Here is a 16,757-nt window from a genome sequence, read left to right as displayed (position 1 = left end):
CAGATATTTCTACTGTCAAAGTTCCGGAGCATTCGAATGGGACAAGTGAAGATCGAAATCCCTAGAGACACAGTAATCAAACGATACTTATCCTTTCAGAACTTCGAACTACTCATAAAAAATCAATCACTCTATTTTTCACGATTCGATAAATTCGAGGATCACCTAGAAGGTGGGATAAACAGACGAAACTACCACAACATCAGCAATTCCACCTCCGTGCTCGACCTAGCCATGCAGAGATGGCCAGGCGTCTCTCCTCGCACAGAAGAAGAAACAAAGGCTTTAGAAAAAACTGAAACCGCCATCTTCGAAGACACCTTCCCTTCCATTCTTGGAGTTCAAAAAAAACTTGATGGCGATGCGTTCTTAAAAAACATTAGCTCATGGCTTTATGCAAGCTGCTGGACAGACTTAAGACATGAATGCCAGGCAATGTGGCAGCTATATGGAAGCTCCGGGAGCAACTGCCGACATGAAAATGGTTGCCAAGAATGCGCAAAAACACTAGGAAATTCAGTATGCATCGAAACCACCGTTGGTGCTATTGTGGACAACCTGGAGCTCGCAAAGGGATACAACCTCACAGTTAAAAAAATCGAATATCTCGATCATCGAACCTCGCACTTCCATGAAAGCGATCTGATAATGCGCCCATACTTCTCTAAGGCGCTACACTTTAGTTACGAGAACGAGGTACGCTTCATGCTTTGGCCGGAGAGCAACGACATCAGATTTTCCTACAAATATAACCAAAGCACTGTAAACGACCAACACAGCCAGCAACTAAAAATCAAAGATCTTAACAACTTTATTCATAGAGTCGTCCTGGCACCACCGCCCCCCAGCAAAATATCCAAAACCCGGAGCCTGCACTTAGAGAATTACGCCTCCGAATTAGGCTTAAAAGAAAAGCTCTCAAACAAATCGCTAAAAACCAAAGTTGAAGAACTTTTTAGAATCAACAAACTAGCCATTAGAGTTACCGAATCCGATCTAATTCAAATAGCCACCACAGACTTGTACACACTTGACGAATAAAAAAGCAGCCAACAAGTCAAGTAAAAATGGACGGAGCAACACCAAACGTGCTTGACACTCTGCTTACGGCTCCGTCGCATAAAAGGGTTAGAACAATCCACCCAGCGAAGCTGGGTGCCAGTTCATGATCACCAGTTCACCGGTCACATCGGCCTTGCCTTGCCGCTGGTTGGTGTTGCTGTAGCGGATATCCAGGCACTCGAAGTGGAAGCCGTCGAACGCTCGTCGGATGTCCGGATGGTCGTTGATGCTGACCATCACCCTGCCCTTACAGCGCCGCATGAAGTCGGCCATGCGCTCGTACTCCTCGAACGGGAAGTCGAGCCCGTAGCCAGCGGTCTGCCAATAGGGCGGGTCCATGTAGAAGAACGTATGCGCCCGGTCATAGCGCTCGGCGCAGTCGAGCCAGGACAGATTTTCAACGTAGGTGCCGGCGAGGCGCTGCCACGCGGCCGACAGATTCTCTTCGATCCGCAGCAGGTTGATGGCCGGCCCGGTTGTGGCAGTACCGAATGTCTGCCCGGTGACCTTGCCGCCGAAAGCATGCTGCTGCAGGTAGAAGAACCGGGCAGCACGCTGGATGTCGGTAAGGGTTTCGGGGCGTGTCATCTTCTGCCACTCGAAGATCTGGCGGGAGCTGAGCGCCCATTTGAACTGGCGCACGAACTCCTCGAGGTGGTTCTGCACAACGCGGTAGAGGGTGACTAGGTCACCGTTCAGATCGTTTAGCACCTCCACCGGGGCGGGCTGGGGGCGCATGAAGTACAACGCGGCACCGCCGGCGAAGACTTCGACGTAGCATTCATGAGGGGGAAAGAGAGGGATTAAGCGGTCGGCCAGGCGGCGTTTGCCACCCATCCAGGGGATGATTGGAGAGGTCATAGGCATGCAAGTCTTTACTGTATGGATAAACAGGTGTTAGGCTCGCCGCGCTTTGTGCACAAGGCAGGGGCCGCGGCTGGACTTGCAGGAAGGGTCTGCGGGTTCGGCGGGCCGGGCTGGATGTTGACGCATCCGTCCCGGCTCGCCTCTTTACTACTGGGTGACTTCGCGGACGTAGGCCTGACAGGCCTTCAACGCGATCAGTCCTCGGTCTCCGTCGTCGGTGATGGCGACAATTCGTTGAGCATGCGCTCGGTCAAGTTGGGCGCGTACGGTTCCATGTACCACGCCTCCGGTGTCGGCGGCCTGTCGCACCCCACCGTCACAACCCTGGCCGGCAAGGGTTCCGGCGTCGACAAGGACTGACAGCCGCAGATCAGCACTAGCAAGCCGGTCACGCAGACGAGCCTGAGCTTGTTGAGCATCGTTCATTTCCTTCCAGTGCGTTTTGGTTTGGTCCTGCAGGCGAGCCTCCAGGGCGCGACGCGCATCCTGCTGCTCTGCCAGTTGATTGAGCGCCGCAGCAGCAGCCTCGTCACGCTCGCGGCTGTACTCGCGATCCTTCTTCGCCAACTGCTGGCCGTAGTCGGCAGCCTGTACCGCGAGCTGCTTCCCATAGGAGTTGGCCTGCCACACCCAGGCTACCCGTGCGCAGACGGCACACACGACCACCAGGGCCGCCAGGGCGATTAGGCGGCCGCCCCAGGCGCTCACTGCAGCACCTCAAGGGCTCGCTTGTAGATGGCCATGCGATCATCCAGGCCGTTGGTACCGCCGTTGATCCGCTTAGTGATGGCCAGGAAATCTCCCTTGTCCGCCAGACTATTCAGGCCCTCGCGGTGCCAGTACCAGCCAGCCGACATCGAGGCGTACACCGGGTGCTCGAGCAGCTCCGGGGTGACGAGCAGGCGTGCATCACCGAACAGGGCCTCACTGCAGGCCTCATAGTTGTCGCGACCAGTCACCTGAATCAGCCCACGGCCCCGGTACTTTTGGCCATCACCATCGGCCTCGGGCGTGTTGCCCAGGCGCAGGGCAAGGCGACCGGTATCGTATTTCGACAGGTATTGGTCGCCGCCCAACTCACGCACAAAACGCAGTTGGCCTGACTCGTGCCCGGTCTGCGCGATGAAGGCAGCCATGCGCAGCCGGGTGATGATGCTGTACCTGCCCATGGCAGCGTTGAGTGCAGGAACAAAAACGCCGGCTTGGCGGCCGGCGTTGGGGAGGATCTGCTGAAGCTGTTTTTCGGTGATAGCCATTACGAGATGTCCTTGTACAGATTGATTTCGAAAGTCATGCCAGCCCATTGGCGGGAAAGATCGCCGGTGTAGTCCTCTGCCCAGTCCTTTGGCTCACCCTTGAAGCCGATCTGGATCACTACGGCGCGGGTTGTCGACCATTGCCACACGCCGTAAAAGCCGTAGTAGCGGCGTCCTGTCTTTTTGTGGGTGGCCAATAAAAGGCGTCGACCACCCTCCCCAGGCCGATCCTCGACGTTCTCGTCGCCCCAGTAGCGGTAATCGCACTCCGTGACCGGACAGCCCAGCCAGCGCGTGAAACGCATGTTGTTGGCCGGGTTGCGCAGGGCCAACCACACGAACATCGACAGCGGGTGATAGGCGCCAAGGCCGAACGGCGCGTTGAGGTGCCACCAGCCGCGCTTATCGCCGACCGCCCCGTCGCGGTCGTTCGACCACAGCCAGGCCCACCCCGGCAGTCGCTTGAACTGCCAGTTGCCCGGGGCCTGGGTGAAGGGCACCGGCGGGCCTTCCGTTACGAGTAACGGCATGGCCAGCGGCACGACCACCAGGCCGATCAGGATCAGCGCAACGCGCACAGGGAACAGCAGCAGCCACTGAGCGGCCGCCTGGATCAGGTGTTTGAGCATGTAGACCTCGAATTACAGGCAGAAAAAAGCCCCAACAATGCGGGGCTTCATTGGGTTTGTTCAGCGATCCAGGGCGGCGCGACTGGCCGGTGCTCGATCGCGGGGAAGGCTGCGGACTGGGGCCAGTCGCGCAGCGACTGCAGGTACGTCAGCAGCTCAACGAATTGCGCTGGCGTTAGCGTGGTGCTGCGCTGCATGTCCTGTTCGTCTCGGTGCCGCTCGCGCAGCCAGAGCACGGCATTCACCGCTGCATCACGCCACTCGCGCTCCAGGGCCTCGATCTGCTGCCGGGACGGCGGCGGATTTACATGCACCGCCACTTGCTCATCGGTCATCAGCACCAGTTCATCGCCGATGAAGCTGTCTTGCGAGCCATCGGACTCGAACGCATAGACATCACCTGTTACTTGATGGCGGTAATATTTCATCGCAGTTCAACCCACAAAAGAATGGTGTCGTTAGTGTCGTCGCGGGTCAGCTGATACGTGGCCCCCGGGGGAACGATCGCGGTTACCGTCGCTTTGCTCCCCGACGACAAATAGAAGTTGGCGACCTTAACCCCACTCACATACAGATGTGACCCAAGGTTTCCGATCGACGGGTCGCTGGTGTTGATCGAAATCTGGATGGGCCGACCAGTCGTATTGGTGTACGTGGTCGCCCAAGTCCGGCTCCCGGTGAAGTCTTGCCATGTCTGGCCAACGCCCAGAGGGGAAAGTTCTTGCGTGACCCAACTGGTGCCGTCATACACGCGGATCGCCAAGCGCCCCTTGTTGACGCCGGCGCCGGCAATGGTCTGCACGCAGTAAGCCACCCCCCCGGTCACGTCGACGGTATGGCGCCCTTGCACCCAACCGTCGGGCAGGTTCAACAACCCGGCTTGCGGGGTGATGTACTTGCCCGGAATGTAGTAATTGTTCAGGTTAACTTCGGTCGAAATCTTCTGAACGCCAATCCCATAATCAGCCATGCCAGAGTTGATGGCGTTAATCGTCTCGGTCTTGGTGTAGGCATCGGCAATACCGTAGCCACCCAAGGTGGACGATCTGAATGCCAGGGACTTCCAGGCGCTATAACCCTCTGGCGACTTTCGGCGAAAGGCAATCTCATCATCACTCAGGCTAAGCGCCAGAGTGCCGGCATAACTGCCGTAATCCAGATGCAACGCTTGAGAACCGGACCAGCCCGCCGGCCGGTTCGCCGTCGAACCACTGCCCAGCCGGTACAAGCCTGATGCGTTCAAGGCGTTGTAGTCACTCGCGGACCAGTCGGCGCGGAAACCATCGGTAATCCCATAACCGGCCAACGTTGTGGCTTTGCTGGCCTTGTCAGCCAAGGCATTAAGTACGGTGGTAGCAAAGTTCGGATCGTTGCCGATCGCATCCGCCAGCTCTTTGAGCGTGTCCAGGGCCGCCGGCGACGATCCGACCAGTGCAGCGATGGCCGCCTGCACAAACGCCGTGCTCGCCGCCTGCAGGTTGTTGGTGCCTGCAGCCGCCGTGGGCACCGTGGGAATGCCAGTAAAAGCCGGGCTGGCCAGTGGCGCCTTGGCAGCCAACAACGTGTTGACCTGGCTTTGCGTGTACGCATCGGTGATGCCGTAGCCCGCCAGCGTGGTGGCGTTGCCAGCCTTACCCGCCAACAGGTTGTCCACCTGCGCCTGCGTGTAAACGTCAGTGATGCCATAGCCCGCCAGCGTGGTCGGGTTGCTGCCTGCCGTCACCCGACCCTGTACGTCGATGGTCACCGAACGATAGGTACCGGCGGCCACACCAGTTTTGCCAAACACACGGGCATACACCAGGGCGGTGGTACCGAGGATGGGCAACGTGGTGTTCGCCAGCTGCCAGATGGCGCCGCCGTGGGCGGTACCACTCTCGACAATCACCAGGTGTCCGGGCACGCATTCGGCGCTTTCGTTGGTGTCCAGGGCGCGTACCCAGGCGCCGGCGGCGACGGTATAGATACCGTTTTGCGAGCCGGCCGCCTGATCCTTCACCAACACCCGGTTGCCGGCCGCCAGGGCCACGCCGTCGATGGTCTGCACGCCTGACAGCGCAATGGCGCCGGTGGTGGCGACCCGCACGGTGCGTTTCACGTCGCTGGCTGCCAGGGTCTGGATGGCCTTCTGCAGCTGGGTCAGGTCGCTTTCGCTGGGCGTCAGGCCAGCCGCCACGATCACGGCCAGCAGTTCGTCGGTGACCGAGTTGCCCCAGGCCGCCGGGATCAGCGACCCGGGCTGCCCGGTACCGGTGTTTTCGTCGACGAACTTGCCGCCGACCAAGCCCACGTTGGGCGTGCTTTTCGGGTAATCCATGGTGCTTATCCGTAGTTGATGGTTTCATGTGTGTGTGCCGGCGCCGATCGGCTGATCAGGCATTCAAGGGCACCATTCGAGGCGCCGCCGAAGGCCTGGCCCCAGTGACTGAACCCAAAGCGGCTACCGGCGGCTTGCCGGGGACCGGTTTCCAGGGTCCACATGAACTGCGCCCCCCAGGTGCCAAAGCGGGCCGAGCCGAAGCGCGAACGGCCAAAGCGCGGCGCCCGGTGCTCGACCACCCGCGCCTGGCGGTAACCAAGGGTGAAGGCCAGGTCGACGAAGTACGCCGGCGTCTGCCCGCCAACCTCCAGCAGCCGCCGGCGCACGGCCAGCTGTCGGTCCTGGAACGACGGCGAGTCGCCCATGCACGGGTCGGGCAGGCTCATGACCCGTTCCCAGTCGGGCACCAGCTCGCGCACGGTGGCCGGCTCGCTTTCGGCGAGCAGGGCCACGGCGCGCAGATCCTCGCGGGCCAGTTCCTCGGCCGCCGCCTGCAGCAGCTGATCAATGCCCGGGTTGAATTCACGATCCCAGGCCGGCCCCGGGGGCAGCAGGGCGCGCAACTGGGCCAGGTAGTCGTCCACCGTCCTCACGACCACAGCACACCCCCATAGGTCAGCAGCTCATTGGTGGCCGCTGTCACGTCGCCGATCGGGGCAAGCACTTTGTGGTCGCGCTCGCCAACGGCGCCGCTGACGGCCTCGGCGATGTGCGTGGCCAGCAGGCCGCCGCCCAGCTCCGATTCGCGGTTGTGCAGGTCGACCAGGGCGGCCTCCACAGCGCGGCGCACGGCGCTGCTGTCCGGGGTGACCGATAGCCGGTACTGCACCGGCTTTTCCACCGGGGGCAGCACGTACACCTCGGCCGTCACCGGGCGTTCCTGCTCGATGTAGGCCGACACGGTGGCCAGCGCCTCGGCGTTGGGGATGATGTCGATATCGCCATCCCGCACGAAGAACACCGCCACCGTGCCCGGGCCAATCCAGCGACGCACCACCCAGGCCCGGGTCACCCCGGCCACCTCCAGCGCCCAGGTTTCGTAATCGCTCTTGCTGCCGCCGTGGGCAATGACCCGGTAAGAGCGGATCACCCGGGCGCGCAGCGTCTCGATGCTCTCCTGCTCAGTGCCGCCGGCCAGGCCAGCGGCGCCTACAGTGAACACCTCATTAACCCCCAGCACCGGCGACACCAGGCGCAGCTGAGTACCGGCCGGGGTGTTGCCAAGCTCGCCGGCGTCCAACGCCTCAATCTCGGCGACGCCCGACGTAGCAGTCAGCTTGACCGTGGTGCGCACCCGGAACAGCACCTGATCATCGCGCTGCAGCAGCGTGCCGGCGTCCAGCAGCGCCGACACGGCGCCGGTGAAGGCTGCCGGGCCGGTAGCGGCGACAGCCTCCAGACGGCCGCGCTTGAGCCGCGCCCGGGCCATGCGCAACAGGGTTTCTTCGTCGGCGGTGTCCGGTAGGATCTGGTCGGCGATGTACTGCTGATGGCCGTAGCGGCCGTAACTTGCAGCGCCCAGCACGCGGGCCAGCACCTCGGCGTCGGAGCGCACCAAGGCGCTACCGCCAGACAGGTCGGATTGTGCCCGGGCGATCAGCGCGGACAACGTAGGGGTTTCAAACGGCATTGATCACCTGCCACAGCTTGTCTAGTTGAATGTCGATCACCGAGCCGTCGCGCATCGACAGCACCACCCGCAGGTCAAGCCGGGTAACCCCGCGTGAAGCCGTTACGGTAACGGCGGCCACCCGGTCGTCATCGTTCATCCAGGCCAGCGCTTCGCGGGCGAAGGACTCGGCGTCGCGTACCGTGTCATCGGTCAGCGTGCGCCGGCGCAGCTTCCATAGGTGCGAACCGATCCAGTCACGCTCTACCGTGGGGAAAGTGTCACCCCACCAGCCATAGCGCTCGTCATCGTCCAGCTGGTCGCCGTCCTCGGCGCGCCGCCAGGTCAGCAGGCTGATCTCCACCGCCCGCCGCCAGGCCTGTTCCGAGCCGTCATCGCTGAATAGCGCCATGTCAGCCCCCCTTAACCGGCTTCTTGTCCGAGCCTTCGTGAACGTGCAGCGAGGTGCTGACGCCGGCGGCGATCTGATCGCCGTCAGACTCGATGCGGCCGGTAGTGCGAATAACGGGCGTCTCAAACACCACCGCCGTTTCGGCGCTGACCTTGAACGTCGCCGTCTTGACCTCGATTACCCGGCCACGCTTGAAATGCAGCACATCGCCTTCGTCGGTGTGCAGGGCCACTTCGCCACTCTCCAGGCCCTGCAGGCGAAAGCGGCGGTCTGACGCGCAGATCACCACCCCATGCGAGCGGTCGCCATTGATGAAGGCCGCCAGACCCTCGGCGCCGGGGTGCGGATTGGACGTGAACCCGTAGGGCTCGAAGTGCTCCATGCCGTCTTTCACTTCATCGGCGGTCAGGCGCATCTGCAGGCCCTGCAGCATGCGGCCGGCATCGACCAGGGCGACAACGCCCCGGGCGAGGAAATTTCTCATGGGTTTCATGGGCCAGGCTTCCAGTCAGCAGGAATCAGGTATTCGAAGTTGTCGGCCTTGCCGCCCTTCTTGAGCTTGCGCGACTTGTGCGGGTCTTTCGGTTCAGGGTCGAAGCCATCCGGCGGGCCTACCACGATGTTGGCCACCGTGCCGGCGTCATCCATGACGTACTCGATTTCACTGATCAGCATGTCGCGGTCGATGCCCACCAGCGGGTCGACCACCCGCACCACCATGTTCGGCAGCCACAGCGCGCCGTTGGATTGCCGCCAGCCCTGCACCTGATAGTTCAGGGTCAGCGCCTTACCCATGCGACTGCCGCGCTCCCAGTTGGCCCTGGCCTGGGCCAGCTCCGGGGTCATCTGGCCGCTTTCATGGATCAGCAGCACACGGTGCCGCGTTGCCCGAGGGTCGGCCAAGTCGGCCTTGACCTCGCTGGCCTGCTCGCCGTAGGCGCTGTCTGAGCCCGAGCGCTGCCCGGTGACGCGGTATTCGGAGAACACCCCGGAAAAATCCAGCTCGGCGCGGCCGGTCAGGATGTTCTGCCCCAGTTCCAGACGATCGACCGCACGGCCGGCGCTACCGGGCTGGATAATCACCACCCGGCCCCGGGCGTCGTCGGTCGACAGCAGACGGGAAAGCGTCAGCAGCCGGTCGATCGACTCGAACACCGTTTCGCCCGGCTCGATCTGGTGGTCGGCCAGCTTGGTGGTTTCGGTCACCTCGCTCAGTACCTTGACCCCGTAGGGTTCAGCCAGTGCCTGGACAATCTTCTGCACGCTCTGCCCGCGCCACTGGCCGGGTTTGTTGACCGCCGAGCTGTCCACCAGGTCGGCAGTGAGCGAGCGGCCAGAAACCGATCTTTCCACGCTACGGCTGTCGTAGCTGATCGGGGTGGCGAACACCCACCCCGTCAGCACCAGGTCGTCGCCGATGCGGACTTCGCAGAAGTCACCCTGCCGCACCGGGATTTCAATCACCTGGCCGGGCCAGCGCCACGTCACCCCCAGGCGGAAATCACGGCTCTGCCGCTCGATCCCCGCGCTGATGCTGACTTTCTTCCAGCCGCGATAATCCAGGCCGTTCACGCTCAGCGTGACAGCATTTATGTCATCCATAGGCTTACTCTTGAGCGACGGCCAGCACCCCGACAGGCAGGAACCCCGGGTGTGCGACCTTGTTACGCGTAACGATTTCAGCGGCGCGGGTCGCGTCGCCGTAACGCTGATAGGCCAGCACCACCGCCGGCAGGCTTTCCAGCGTGGTCACCTCGGCCAGGCGCACCCCGGCGCGGGCCACCTCGGTCAGGTGGGCGCGCACTTGCTTGCGCACCACCTCCAGCACCTCGAAATGCTCATGCGGGGCGGTCTGCTCGGCAGCCACTAGCGCGGCCTCGATCGCGTCACGCACGGCCACCACGTCAGCCGTAACCGGCACGTCCGGCCGTGCGATCGGCGAAGCCACTTGCTGCTGCAGGGACGGATACCCCGACAGCGGCGCCGGCGCCTGCACCACTGGCATGGCGGCGGCCGTGCGCACGGCCAGGACAATCAGCGCGTCACGCACCAGCTCGCGGGCAGCCTCAATGACAGCGGCCGCGGCAGCACCACCGGCAACACTGCTGCCCGCCTCGATCGCCGCCGCTGCGGCCAGCACCTGCGCCGCCAGGGCGCGTGACTGCTCAACCTGCGTGGTAATGGCACGACTCGACGCGACAAAGGTGGAAAACTCCGGGTCAGCCTCAGGCAGGCCGGCCACCGTACTGGCAAACTCCGGGTCAGCCTCAATGCTCGAGGCGCCGGACGATGCCGACGTGGTACTGCTTGAGCTGCTGGACAGCGTGCTGCTCGAAGGCCCCCAGCGGTAGCCGGTCGAGCGGCTGCCGCCGATGCTGGAAAACTGCCCCCGGATCATCGCCGCGAAGTTGCCCGGGGCATTGATCAGCATGTCGGCCAGTGCTTCCACCGAACTGACCAGACCCGTCAACTGGCGCAGTTCCTGGGCGATCGCCATCTGCACGCCGGCGATACCGTTCTGCAGGGCAACCACAGCCAGACGTGCCCGATTCACCACGGCCATGGCTTCCTTGTAGCGGCGGATCGCCGACTGCAGCAGGGTTTCGGAAGACTCTTCCAGCTGCCGCGCCGTGTTCGGCACGCCAGAGGGAAAGCCCTTTTCGCCCTCTTCCACAAACACCAGGTCGAAGCGCGCCATCCCCCCTTCACGGCGCTCATGGCTCACCGAACAGCCCGTCGCCGTGACCGTCAGACGGCCGTACCAGGGGTGGATCAAATCCCCGGCGCCGGGTTTGTCCAGGGCATTGAGCAAGGCGTCACGCTTGCGCATGTAGTCTTCGCCGATCACGAAGGCCGCCAACTTGATTTCCCGCGTTATGCGGCCCAGGTCCTCCACCAGCGGCTCGTTGCGCTGGGGGTACTCATGGACCTGGGTACGCCGACCGACCGGCATGCTGTCGCTGTCGACGTGAAACGGCACCCCACGAAAGGAGGCCGGCCGTAACTCATCCCGCCATGTCGTCATCCTGCCCCCCTACCCAATGAGCGATAACCGACCTGCGGGGTTACCTGCAGGCCGGGCTGGTTGGATTCTCCCTGTTCGACGCGCATGCCCTGCGGGGCATTGTCGAAGCGGACCACCATCGACCCTTCCAGCTGGGTCTTGTTGGCCGCTGCCGACTGCTGGACCAACGACCCCCGCGACGCCGGCAAACCACCCGGCGCCGGGGCGGCCACGGACGTTAGGCCAGGGCGCTGCACAACGGCCGTTTCAGCCTGTTTCAGCGCCTCGGCCTGGGTCAGCCCCTTGGCGTAGCTTTCCTTGGCTTGTTCGCCCAGCTGCGAGGCCATAAGCGCCGGCGCCGACGACACCAGGCGAAGCGGCGGCCGCTCCGGCGCTTGCCCAGGCACCCGCAACAGACTGGCCGCGCTGGTAGCCTCGGGCATCAGCTGCACCGGCTGAGCCATCGGCCGCACCAGGGCGCCCGGCACCGGTTGGGTCGCTGCGTTGCGCGCCTGCTGCTGCTCCGTCCAGGCGTTGACCTTGTTGGTCGCGGCCTCGATCACCCCGCCCTCCGAACTGAACCCCTGGAACTTCATCATGGGTTCAACGATCGGCCGCAGTTTCTCCCACAGCCCTTTGAAATAGGCCGTGATCGGCTCCCAGTGCTTGACCAGCAAGCCCAGCGGTGACCAGTCAAACACGGTCTTGAGGAAGTCGAGGAACGGCACCGACAGCGCCTTAATCGCTTCCCATACCCCTTGGAAAAAGCCACTGATCGGCCCCCAATGGTTGATGATCAACCCAAGCGGGGAATAGTCGAACACAGTCCGCAGGAAGCCCATGAACGGCACCGACAGCGCCTTGACCAGGCCCCACAGGCTGGCAAAGAAGCGGCTCAGTGGCTGCCAATTGGCGATGATCTGGCCAAGCGGCGTCCAGGCGAAAGCGGTTTTCATCCACCCCCACACAGTCATCGCCGGGCCTTTGATTTCATCCCACAGGGCCACAAAATACCGGCTCAGCGGCTCCCAGTTGGCCATGATCAGGCCGATCGGGGACCAGGCAAAGGCTGTTTTCATCCAGCCCCACAGGGCCATCGCCGGCCCCTTGATCTTGTCCCACACCGCTTGGAAGTACGGCGCCACGGTCGACCAGTTGGCGATCAGCACGCCGGCGGCGATGGCGATACCGCGCACGATCATCCCGATCGGGCTCATGCTCGCCACACCGTTCATCATCGCCAGGGCGGCCGTAGCGCCGGCTGTGGCCAAGCGCAACACGGTGAAGCCCACCGCCGCCCCCAGCACGCCCTTGATCAACCAGGGATGTGCAGCAGCCAGGCTGCTGACACTGCTGACAATCGGCCCCACGGTGGCCATGAAATCGTTCAGCGGCGGCAACAGCATGCTGCCGACCGTGATGCCCAAGCGGGTCACGCGGTTCTGCAGCAACTGCATGGCGTTCTGCGTGGTTGCGGCCCGGGCAGCGTACTCGTTGTTCATCGAGCCGGCGTACTGCGTTTCATCGCCGATTGACTTGAAGTTCTTCTGCAGGGTACCCAGGCTCGTCAGCAGCGGCGCGATGGCCCCTACCGACTCCTTGCCGAACAGGCTGGTCAGCACGGCCGCCTGCTTGCTCTTCTCAACCTTGGCCAGCGTCTGCAGCACGCGGTTAATCGTACCCTCGCTGTCGGTCTGCATGCCCTTGGCCAGCTCGTTGGCATCCAGGCGCAGCGCCTTATACGCCTCTTGCTGCGACTTGGTGGCCGCCGTGCCGGCGGTCAGGGTCAGCATGAAGTTCTTGATGCCCGTTGCGGCCACGTCCTGGGCGATACCCACACCGGCCAGGGTCGAGCCCATGGCGGCCAGCTGGGCCGCGCTGACACCGGCCACCTCACCCAGCGGGCCGATGGCCGTCAGGATGCTGGAAATCTGCCCGGTGCTCGCTGCGCCGGTGTTGCCTAGGTAGTTGATCTGGTCGGCCAGGGTCACCACCTCGGCCTGATTCATTTTGAAGGCCGTGCGCCACTTGGCCATCATCGAGCCGGATTCTTCGGCCGTCTGGTCGAAGGCCACGCCCATTTTCACCGCATCCTCGGCAAAGCGGTTCAGCTCTTCCCGGGCAATGCCCGACTGACCGCCAGCCGCGACAATCTGCGCGATGCCCTCGGCCGCCATCGGCAGCCGCTCGGACAGGCCCAACACGTCGTCGCTCATCGCCTTGAACTGCGCCGGCGTGTCGAAGTTGACCACCTTTTTCACGTCGGCCATGGCGCTCTCGAAGCCCATCGCCGCCTTCACGCCCATCACGAACGGGGCCGCAATGGCGCCGCCCTGCAGGGCCTCGCCAAAGGTGATCTTGCCCAGGCCCGAGCTGTTCAACTGCTTGCGCAGCATCGCCGCGTTCTTGCGCACGCCACTGAGCACCGGCGACAGCTTGTCGACGCCAGTGATCAGGGCCTTTAGCTGGAATTTATCCGCCACTGCCACCCCCAGTCAGCGCGTTGATGCGCCACGCGTTTTCCTCGCTCTCGAACAGCGTGTCGAGGGTCCATCCCAGCACCTCGCCCGGGGTGGCTTTCCACCACCACGCGAGGTCATAGGCCAACTCAGTTAGGCTGCCGACTGTTCCGAATCGCGGGGCATGAAAAACCCCACGACGAGCCAGGCTACGTTGTTCAAGTCGGGCAGTTCCAACTGGTTTACCGAGCTGGCAGGGATGGCTGCGCAGACGGCGATGTATTTGGCTGCGACTTCCACGTCGAGGATGGGGTAACCGCTTTCGCCGATGTTGTAGGGCAGCGACTTGATGGCGCGACATTCCTGCACGGTGGGCCGTCGCAGGGTCAGTTCCTTGAGTTCTTCGCCGTGGGCCTGAATCGGTGCAGTGAGGGTATGGGTTACGGTGCTCATTACTGCCAGTCTCCTTGAATGCCTTCGAATTTGAGCGAGACCTTGGCGTCGTCGCCGGTCACTTTGGTTTCATCGACCAGGTACGCGCCGCTCAGCACGTACACGGAGCCATCAGCCAGTTCGGCCGTTACGGTCATGGCAATACCGGCGGCCAGCTTGGCCCGGGGGAAGTTGGCGGTCTTCACCGCGTCAACGACGACGTAGGGGATCAGGTCTTCTTCTTTGAAGTAGCCCCGCGTGATGGTCTCCCGCTTCACGTCCGACAGCGGGCACTCCACGCCGCCGGTGATGACCAACTGATCGCCGTCGACCTTGATGTAACAGGTGCCTGCGACTTTCTGACCCATAAAGGGATCTCCCAGAAAAAAGCCCGCACAAGGCGGGCCGGGGTTGAACGATGCGGATTAAGTCGCTTCGGGGTACTGCAGGCGGAACTGGTACAGCAGCGCGAACACGCGCAGTTGATTCACCAGGTCCGGCGGGAACAGCACGCTGAGCCGGTTCGGGTTGTTGGCGTCACGCTCGACGATCAGGTACCGATTGAACATCTCGGCGTTCTCGACAATGCCGTCACGCTCAAGCGCGCCGTAGGCCGCGATCAGCTCACCGCGAATCACCTTCGGCGTGACAATCGACTGGCCGGGGCCAAAGCGGGTACCGTCGTTGGCTAGCTTGTGGCGGCCGTACTTGCTGGTGATGATGCTGCGCAAGTAGCGGATCACATACGCCGACTGGTGCAGCGTCTCGCTGTCCAGATACGAATCATCGGCTTGCCCGTAGGCGTTGCGCTGATACGTGGTAATGGCGCGCTCGATGCGGTAGCTGCCGCCGCTGTAACTTGCCGTGGCCATGCCGCTGGTCAGCAGCGACTGCCGTTCGGTCAGAGTGAAACGAGCACTTGCCTCCGCCGGATCAATGCCCGTCACCACGCCGGTCTGCGTCGGCCGCGCAGGGTCGGCACTGATGAACACCGCCGTTCGCGCCGCCCAGCCGGCCGCCACCTCCCACACCGGCTGCGGCACGCCCCGTTCGAAGCCATGCACGGTCACATGCGGGTCGTTGCGCAGGCGCCCGGCCGCGACCAGCTCACCGAGGGTGCCGCGCTTGGCGCTGTAGACGTGGCCGTACAGCTGTTTAGCCCAGGACCAACGACCGGCGCTGTCGTCCATGGTCTCTTTCCAGGCGTCCAGGGTGTCGGCGTCGGTCCACGGCTGGGCGATAAATTCGAACTCTTCGTCGCCCAACGCGGCCAGCGCGGCTGCGGCGTCAGGGCTGCCGACACCGCTGGTCATGCCGGTGGTGACGATGGTCAGGCCCGCCGGGGTAACCTCACTGTTCACGCGGCCCAGGCGATTGAGTTGCACCTGAATGTCGTTGCCCAGCTCGCCCTTGAACTTGGCCTGCAGGGTGACCACGCCGGCGGCTACCGTCGCGGTAACCGGCAGGTCGATCGCCTCATTGATGGCCGCCGCCAAGGCAGTGGCCACCGCATCGGCCGAAGCGCCCGCCACAGCCAGGGCGCGCACGCGCTGGCCAGCGATGTACAGATTGACCAGGCCGGCCGACTCGACCGACCCCGTTACGGTAACGGTGCCAGTCGCAGCCACGCCGGTGGCAACCTTGAGCGGCAGGCACCACACCTCGCCGGCCACGTCGATGGCGCGCCAACGGGCGTGCATGCTGGCCAGCATCGAACCGGCGCCGCCAATGTCCTTGGCCTCGCTGGTCCGCGACACCAGGGTCAGGCGGCCAATCTCGGGGCCATCGGCGTCGTCGTTGACTTGGCCAATGATCAGCCGGCGCAAGCTCGATGCGCCGCTGTTGGCCATGGAGTTGTCGACTTCGGCATAGAACAGCGGCACGCGAATGTCGCTGGGGATGTTGCTGAAACTTACGCTCATTGCGCCGTGCTCCCCTTGGGCTTGGTGCTGGCTTTCTGCTCGACGGCATCACCGTCGCTGATGCGGCGCTCCCAGTACGCGTTACGCGGCACCGTGGCGCCGCCGGCGGGCAGCAGCTCGCGGGGGTTGTGCGGCATCGGGCAGTCGCGCCCGGGTGCCGGCTTGAGGTTGATGGTCTTCATGGGGTCAGGTTCTCCCGGGTGTTGAACTCGACTCTCCCGTCAGGGCCTGGCGCCGTGACGTTGGAGTCTTTCAGGGGGTTGATGAAGTCGAAACGGGTGTCGATCCCTTCCAGCACCGGCAGGCCGGCCAGTTGCCATTCCTGCCAGGTCTGCGGCTTGCCTTCGCCGGTCTGTTCCCAGCGACCCAACTGCAGATCGGCATAGAAGCGGTAGCGGTAAACCACCCGATCGCGGTCGATCAGCAGCAATTGGCCGCCGTCGTACAGCAGCGGACCCGACTCCGGGTCAGGCGCGAAGCCAACCAGGGCGCGCCACAACTGGGCGCGCACGTCGTGCAGCACATCGACCACCGATTGCCCGCGTTCGTCTACCGTCGGCAGCACCACACACACATCGATCGCGTCGCGCACTTCCTGCGTGTACACGTTCTGCGAAACCGGCTCGTCGGCCGAGTCGCCCACCGCGATCACGTAGGCCGCCGGAACCTCCAGCTTGGCGCTGTCGGCGGTTGGGTCCCAATCCAGGCCGCCGGCCACACGTTCATCGAAGCCAGGCGCATAGGCGCGCAGCTGCTCAATCACAGGCGTGATTTTCATGTCGGCT

The 16,757-nt window shown here is 63.2% G+C and carries 19 protein-coding genes; 1 reads left to right on the top strand and 18 read right to left on the bottom strand.

The genetic code is table 11. The annotated features are described in order from the left end of the window. Positions 1-36 precede the first annotated feature (36 nt). Positions 37-1,041: a hypothetical protein gene (locus tag GYA95_RS04815; RefSeq protein WP_161551279.1), complete on the top strand. Its 1,005-nt coding sequence runs from the start codon at positions 37-39 to the stop codon at positions 1,039-1,041. Between the two features lie 87 nt (positions 1,042-1,128). On the opposite strand, the gene GYA95_RS04810 is transcribed toward GYA95_RS04815, so the two are convergent. The 18 genes from GYA95_RS04810 to GYA95_RS04725 all read right to left on the bottom strand — a co-directional run bounded on the left by GYA95_RS04810 (position 1,129) and on the right by GYA95_RS04725 (position 16,750). After that, positions 1,129-1,923, bottom strand: coding sequence for a DNA adenine methylase (locus tag GYA95_RS04810; protein ID WP_161551278.1), 795 nt, complete (start codon positions 1,921-1,923; stop codon positions 1,129-1,131). Between the two features lie 153 nt (positions 1,924-2,076). Then, positions 2,077-2,637, bottom strand: coding sequence for a lysis system i-spanin subunit Rz (locus GYA95_RS04805; RefSeq protein ID WP_161551277.1), 561 nt, complete (start codon positions 2,635-2,637; stop codon positions 2,077-2,079). Continuing rightward, entirely contained in the window at positions 2,634-3,185 is a 552-nt protein-coding gene (locus tag GYA95_RS04800) for a glycoside hydrolase family 19 protein (RefSeq protein WP_161551276.1), read from the bottom strand. Before GYA95_RS04800 ends, GYA95_RS04805 begins: the two co-directional genes overlap by 4 nt. Then, positions 3,185-3,814, bottom strand: a complete 630-nt coding sequence (locus GYA95_RS04795; RefSeq protein WP_161551275.1) for a DUF7338 family protein — start codon at positions 3,812-3,814, stop codon at positions 3,185-3,187. Before GYA95_RS04795 ends, GYA95_RS04800 begins: the two co-directional genes overlap by 1 nt. A gap of 47 nt (positions 3,815-3,861) precedes the next feature. Next, entirely contained in the window at positions 3,862-4,242 is a 381-nt protein-coding gene (locus GYA95_RS04790) for a tail fiber assembly protein (RefSeq protein ID WP_238841718.1), read from the bottom strand. Next, positions 4,239-6,131, bottom strand: a complete 1,893-nt coding sequence (locus GYA95_RS27770; RefSeq protein ID WP_202982204.1) for a hypothetical protein — start codon at positions 6,129-6,131, stop codon at positions 4,239-4,241. Before GYA95_RS27770 ends, GYA95_RS04790 begins: the two co-directional genes overlap by 4 nt. A 5-nt stretch (positions 6,132-6,136) precedes the next feature. Then, a complete protein-coding gene (locus GYA95_RS04780) occupies positions 6,137-6,733 on the bottom strand; it encodes a YmfQ family protein (RefSeq protein ID WP_161551274.1) in 597 nt (198 codons plus the stop codon). Continuing rightward, positions 6,724-7,764 (bottom strand): baseplate J/gp47 family protein, encoded by a 1,041-nt coding sequence (locus GYA95_RS04775; RefSeq protein WP_161551273.1) that lies wholly within the window; start codon positions 7,762-7,764, stop codon positions 6,724-6,726. Before GYA95_RS04775 ends, GYA95_RS04780 begins: the two co-directional genes overlap by 10 nt. Beyond that, positions 7,754-8,155 carry a phage GP46 family protein gene (locus GYA95_RS04770; protein ID WP_161551272.1) on the bottom strand — a complete coding sequence of 134 codons (402 nt, stop codon included), beginning with the start codon at positions 8,153-8,155 and terminating at the stop codon, positions 7,754-7,756. The genes GYA95_RS04775 and GYA95_RS04770 overlap by 11 nt, the downstream gene beginning before the upstream one ends. A 1-nt stretch (position 8,156) precedes the next feature. After that, a complete protein-coding gene (locus GYA95_RS04765) occupies positions 8,157-8,648 on the bottom strand; it encodes a phage baseplate assembly protein V (RefSeq protein WP_371867602.1) in 492 nt (163 codons plus the stop codon). Beyond that, positions 8,645-9,757 carry a phage baseplate assembly protein gene (locus tag GYA95_RS04760; protein ID WP_161551271.1) on the bottom strand — a complete coding sequence of 371 codons (1,113 nt, stop codon included), beginning with the start codon at positions 9,755-9,757 and terminating at the stop codon, positions 8,645-8,647. Before GYA95_RS04760 ends, GYA95_RS04765 begins: the two co-directional genes overlap by 4 nt. A gap of 4 nt (positions 9,758-9,761) precedes the next feature. After that, positions 9,762-11,180 carry a DNA circularization protein gene (locus GYA95_RS04755; RefSeq protein WP_161551270.1) on the bottom strand — a complete coding sequence of 473 codons (1,419 nt, stop codon included), beginning with the start codon at positions 11,178-11,180 and terminating at the stop codon, positions 9,762-9,764. After that, positions 11,177-13,642: a phage tail tape measure protein gene (locus GYA95_RS04750; protein WP_202982203.1), complete on the bottom strand. Its 2,466-nt coding sequence runs from the start codon at positions 13,640-13,642 to the stop codon at positions 11,177-11,179. Before GYA95_RS04750 ends, GYA95_RS04755 begins: the two co-directional genes overlap by 4 nt. A gap of 129 nt (positions 13,643-13,771) precedes the next feature. Continuing rightward, the gene (locus tag GYA95_RS04745; RefSeq protein WP_161551269.1) at positions 13,772-14,071 is read right to left on the bottom strand and encodes a phage tail assembly protein; all 300 of its coding nucleotides are present in this window, start codon (positions 14,069-14,071) and stop codon (positions 13,772-13,774) included. Then, a complete protein-coding gene (locus GYA95_RS04740) occupies positions 14,071-14,418 on the bottom strand; it encodes a phage tail tube protein (protein WP_161551268.1) in 348 nt (115 codons plus the stop codon). Before GYA95_RS04740 ends, GYA95_RS04745 begins: the two co-directional genes overlap by 1 nt. Before the next feature lie 57 nt (positions 14,419-14,475). Beyond that, a complete protein-coding gene (locus GYA95_RS04735; protein ID WP_161551267.1) occupies positions 14,476-15,972 on the bottom strand; it encodes a phage tail sheath subtilisin-like domain-containing protein in 1,497 nt (498 codons plus the stop codon). After that, positions 15,969-16,154, bottom strand: coding sequence for a DUF2635 domain-containing protein (locus tag GYA95_RS04730; RefSeq protein WP_161551266.1), 186 nt, complete (start codon positions 16,152-16,154; stop codon positions 15,969-15,971). The genes GYA95_RS04735 and GYA95_RS04730 overlap by 4 nt, the downstream gene beginning before the upstream one ends. Further along, positions 16,151-16,750 (bottom strand): phage tail terminator protein, encoded by a 600-nt coding sequence (locus tag GYA95_RS04725; RefSeq protein WP_161551265.1) that lies wholly within the window; start codon positions 16,748-16,750, stop codon positions 16,151-16,153. The genes GYA95_RS04730 and GYA95_RS04725 overlap by 4 nt, the downstream gene beginning before the upstream one ends. Positions 16,751-16,757: the final 7 nt, after the last annotated feature.

This window comes from Pseudomonas asiatica (genome assembly GCF_009932335.1).
In the GTDB taxonomy this organism is placed as follows: Bacteria; Pseudomonadota; Gammaproteobacteria; order Pseudomonadales; family Pseudomonadaceae; genus Aquipseudomonas; species Aquipseudomonas asiatica.
The sequence above is the reverse complement of the archived record's forward strand: the minus strand, read 5'-3'. Positions and strand labels throughout refer to the sequence as shown.

Excerpts from the sequence above, each read along its gene's own strand:
- GYA95_RS04815 (WP_161551279.1), top strand. The coding sequence starts at position 37 with ATGGGACAAGTGAAGATCGAAATCCCTAGAGACACAGTAATCAAACGA.
- GYA95_RS04810 (WP_161551278.1), bottom strand. The coding sequence starts at position 1,923 with ATGACCTCTCCAATCATCCCCTGGATGGGTGGCAAACGCCGCCTGGCC.
- GYA95_RS04800 (WP_161551276.1), bottom strand. The coding sequence starts at position 3,185 with ATGGCTATCACCGAAAAACAGCTTCAGCAGATCCTCCCCAACGCCGGC.
- GYA95_RS04795 (WP_161551275.1), bottom strand. The coding sequence starts at position 3,814 with ATGCTCAAACACCTGATCCAGGCGGCCGCTCAGTGGCTGCTGCTGTTC.
- GYA95_RS04790 (WP_238841718.1), bottom strand. The coding sequence starts at position 4,242 with ATGAAATATTACCGCCATCAAGTAACAGGTGATGTCTATGCGTTCGAG.
- GYA95_RS27770 (WP_202982204.1), bottom strand. The coding sequence starts at position 6,131 with ATGGATTACCCGAAAAGCACGCCCAACGTGGGCTTGGTCGGCGGCAAG.
- GYA95_RS04775 (WP_161551273.1), bottom strand. The coding sequence starts at position 7,764 with ATGCCGTTTGAAACCCCTACGTTGTCCGCGCTGATCGCCCGGGCACAA.
- GYA95_RS04770 (WP_161551272.1), bottom strand. The coding sequence starts at position 8,155 with ATGGCGCTATTCAGCGATGACGGCTCGGAACAGGCCTGGCGGCGGGCG.
- GYA95_RS04765 (WP_371867602.1), bottom strand. The coding sequence starts at position 8,648 with ATGAAACCCATGAGAAATTTCCTCGCCCGGGGCGTTGTCGCCCTGGTC.
- GYA95_RS04760 (WP_161551271.1), bottom strand. The coding sequence starts at position 9,757 with ATGGATGACATAAATGCTGTCACGCTGAGCGTGAACGGCCTGGATTAT.
- GYA95_RS04755 (WP_161551270.1), bottom strand. The coding sequence starts at position 11,180 with ATGACGACATGGCGGGATGAGTTACGGCCGGCCTCCTTTCGTGGGGTG.
- GYA95_RS04745 (WP_161551269.1), bottom strand. The coding sequence starts at position 14,071 with ATGAGCACCGTAACCCATACCCTCACTGCACCGATTCAGGCCCACGGC.
- GYA95_RS04740 (WP_161551268.1), bottom strand. The coding sequence starts at position 14,418 with ATGGGTCAGAAAGTCGCAGGCACCTGTTACATCAAGGTCGACGGCGAT.
- GYA95_RS04735 (WP_161551267.1), bottom strand. The coding sequence starts at position 15,972 with ATGAGCGTAAGTTTCAGCAACATCCCCAGCGACATTCGCGTGCCGCTG.
- GYA95_RS04730 (WP_161551266.1), bottom strand. The coding sequence starts at position 16,154 with ATGAAGACCATCAACCTCAAGCCGGCACCCGGGCGCGACTGCCCGATG.
- GYA95_RS04725 (WP_161551265.1), bottom strand. The coding sequence starts at position 16,750 with ATGAAAATCACGCCTGTGATTGAGCAGCTGCGCGCCTATGCGCCTGGC.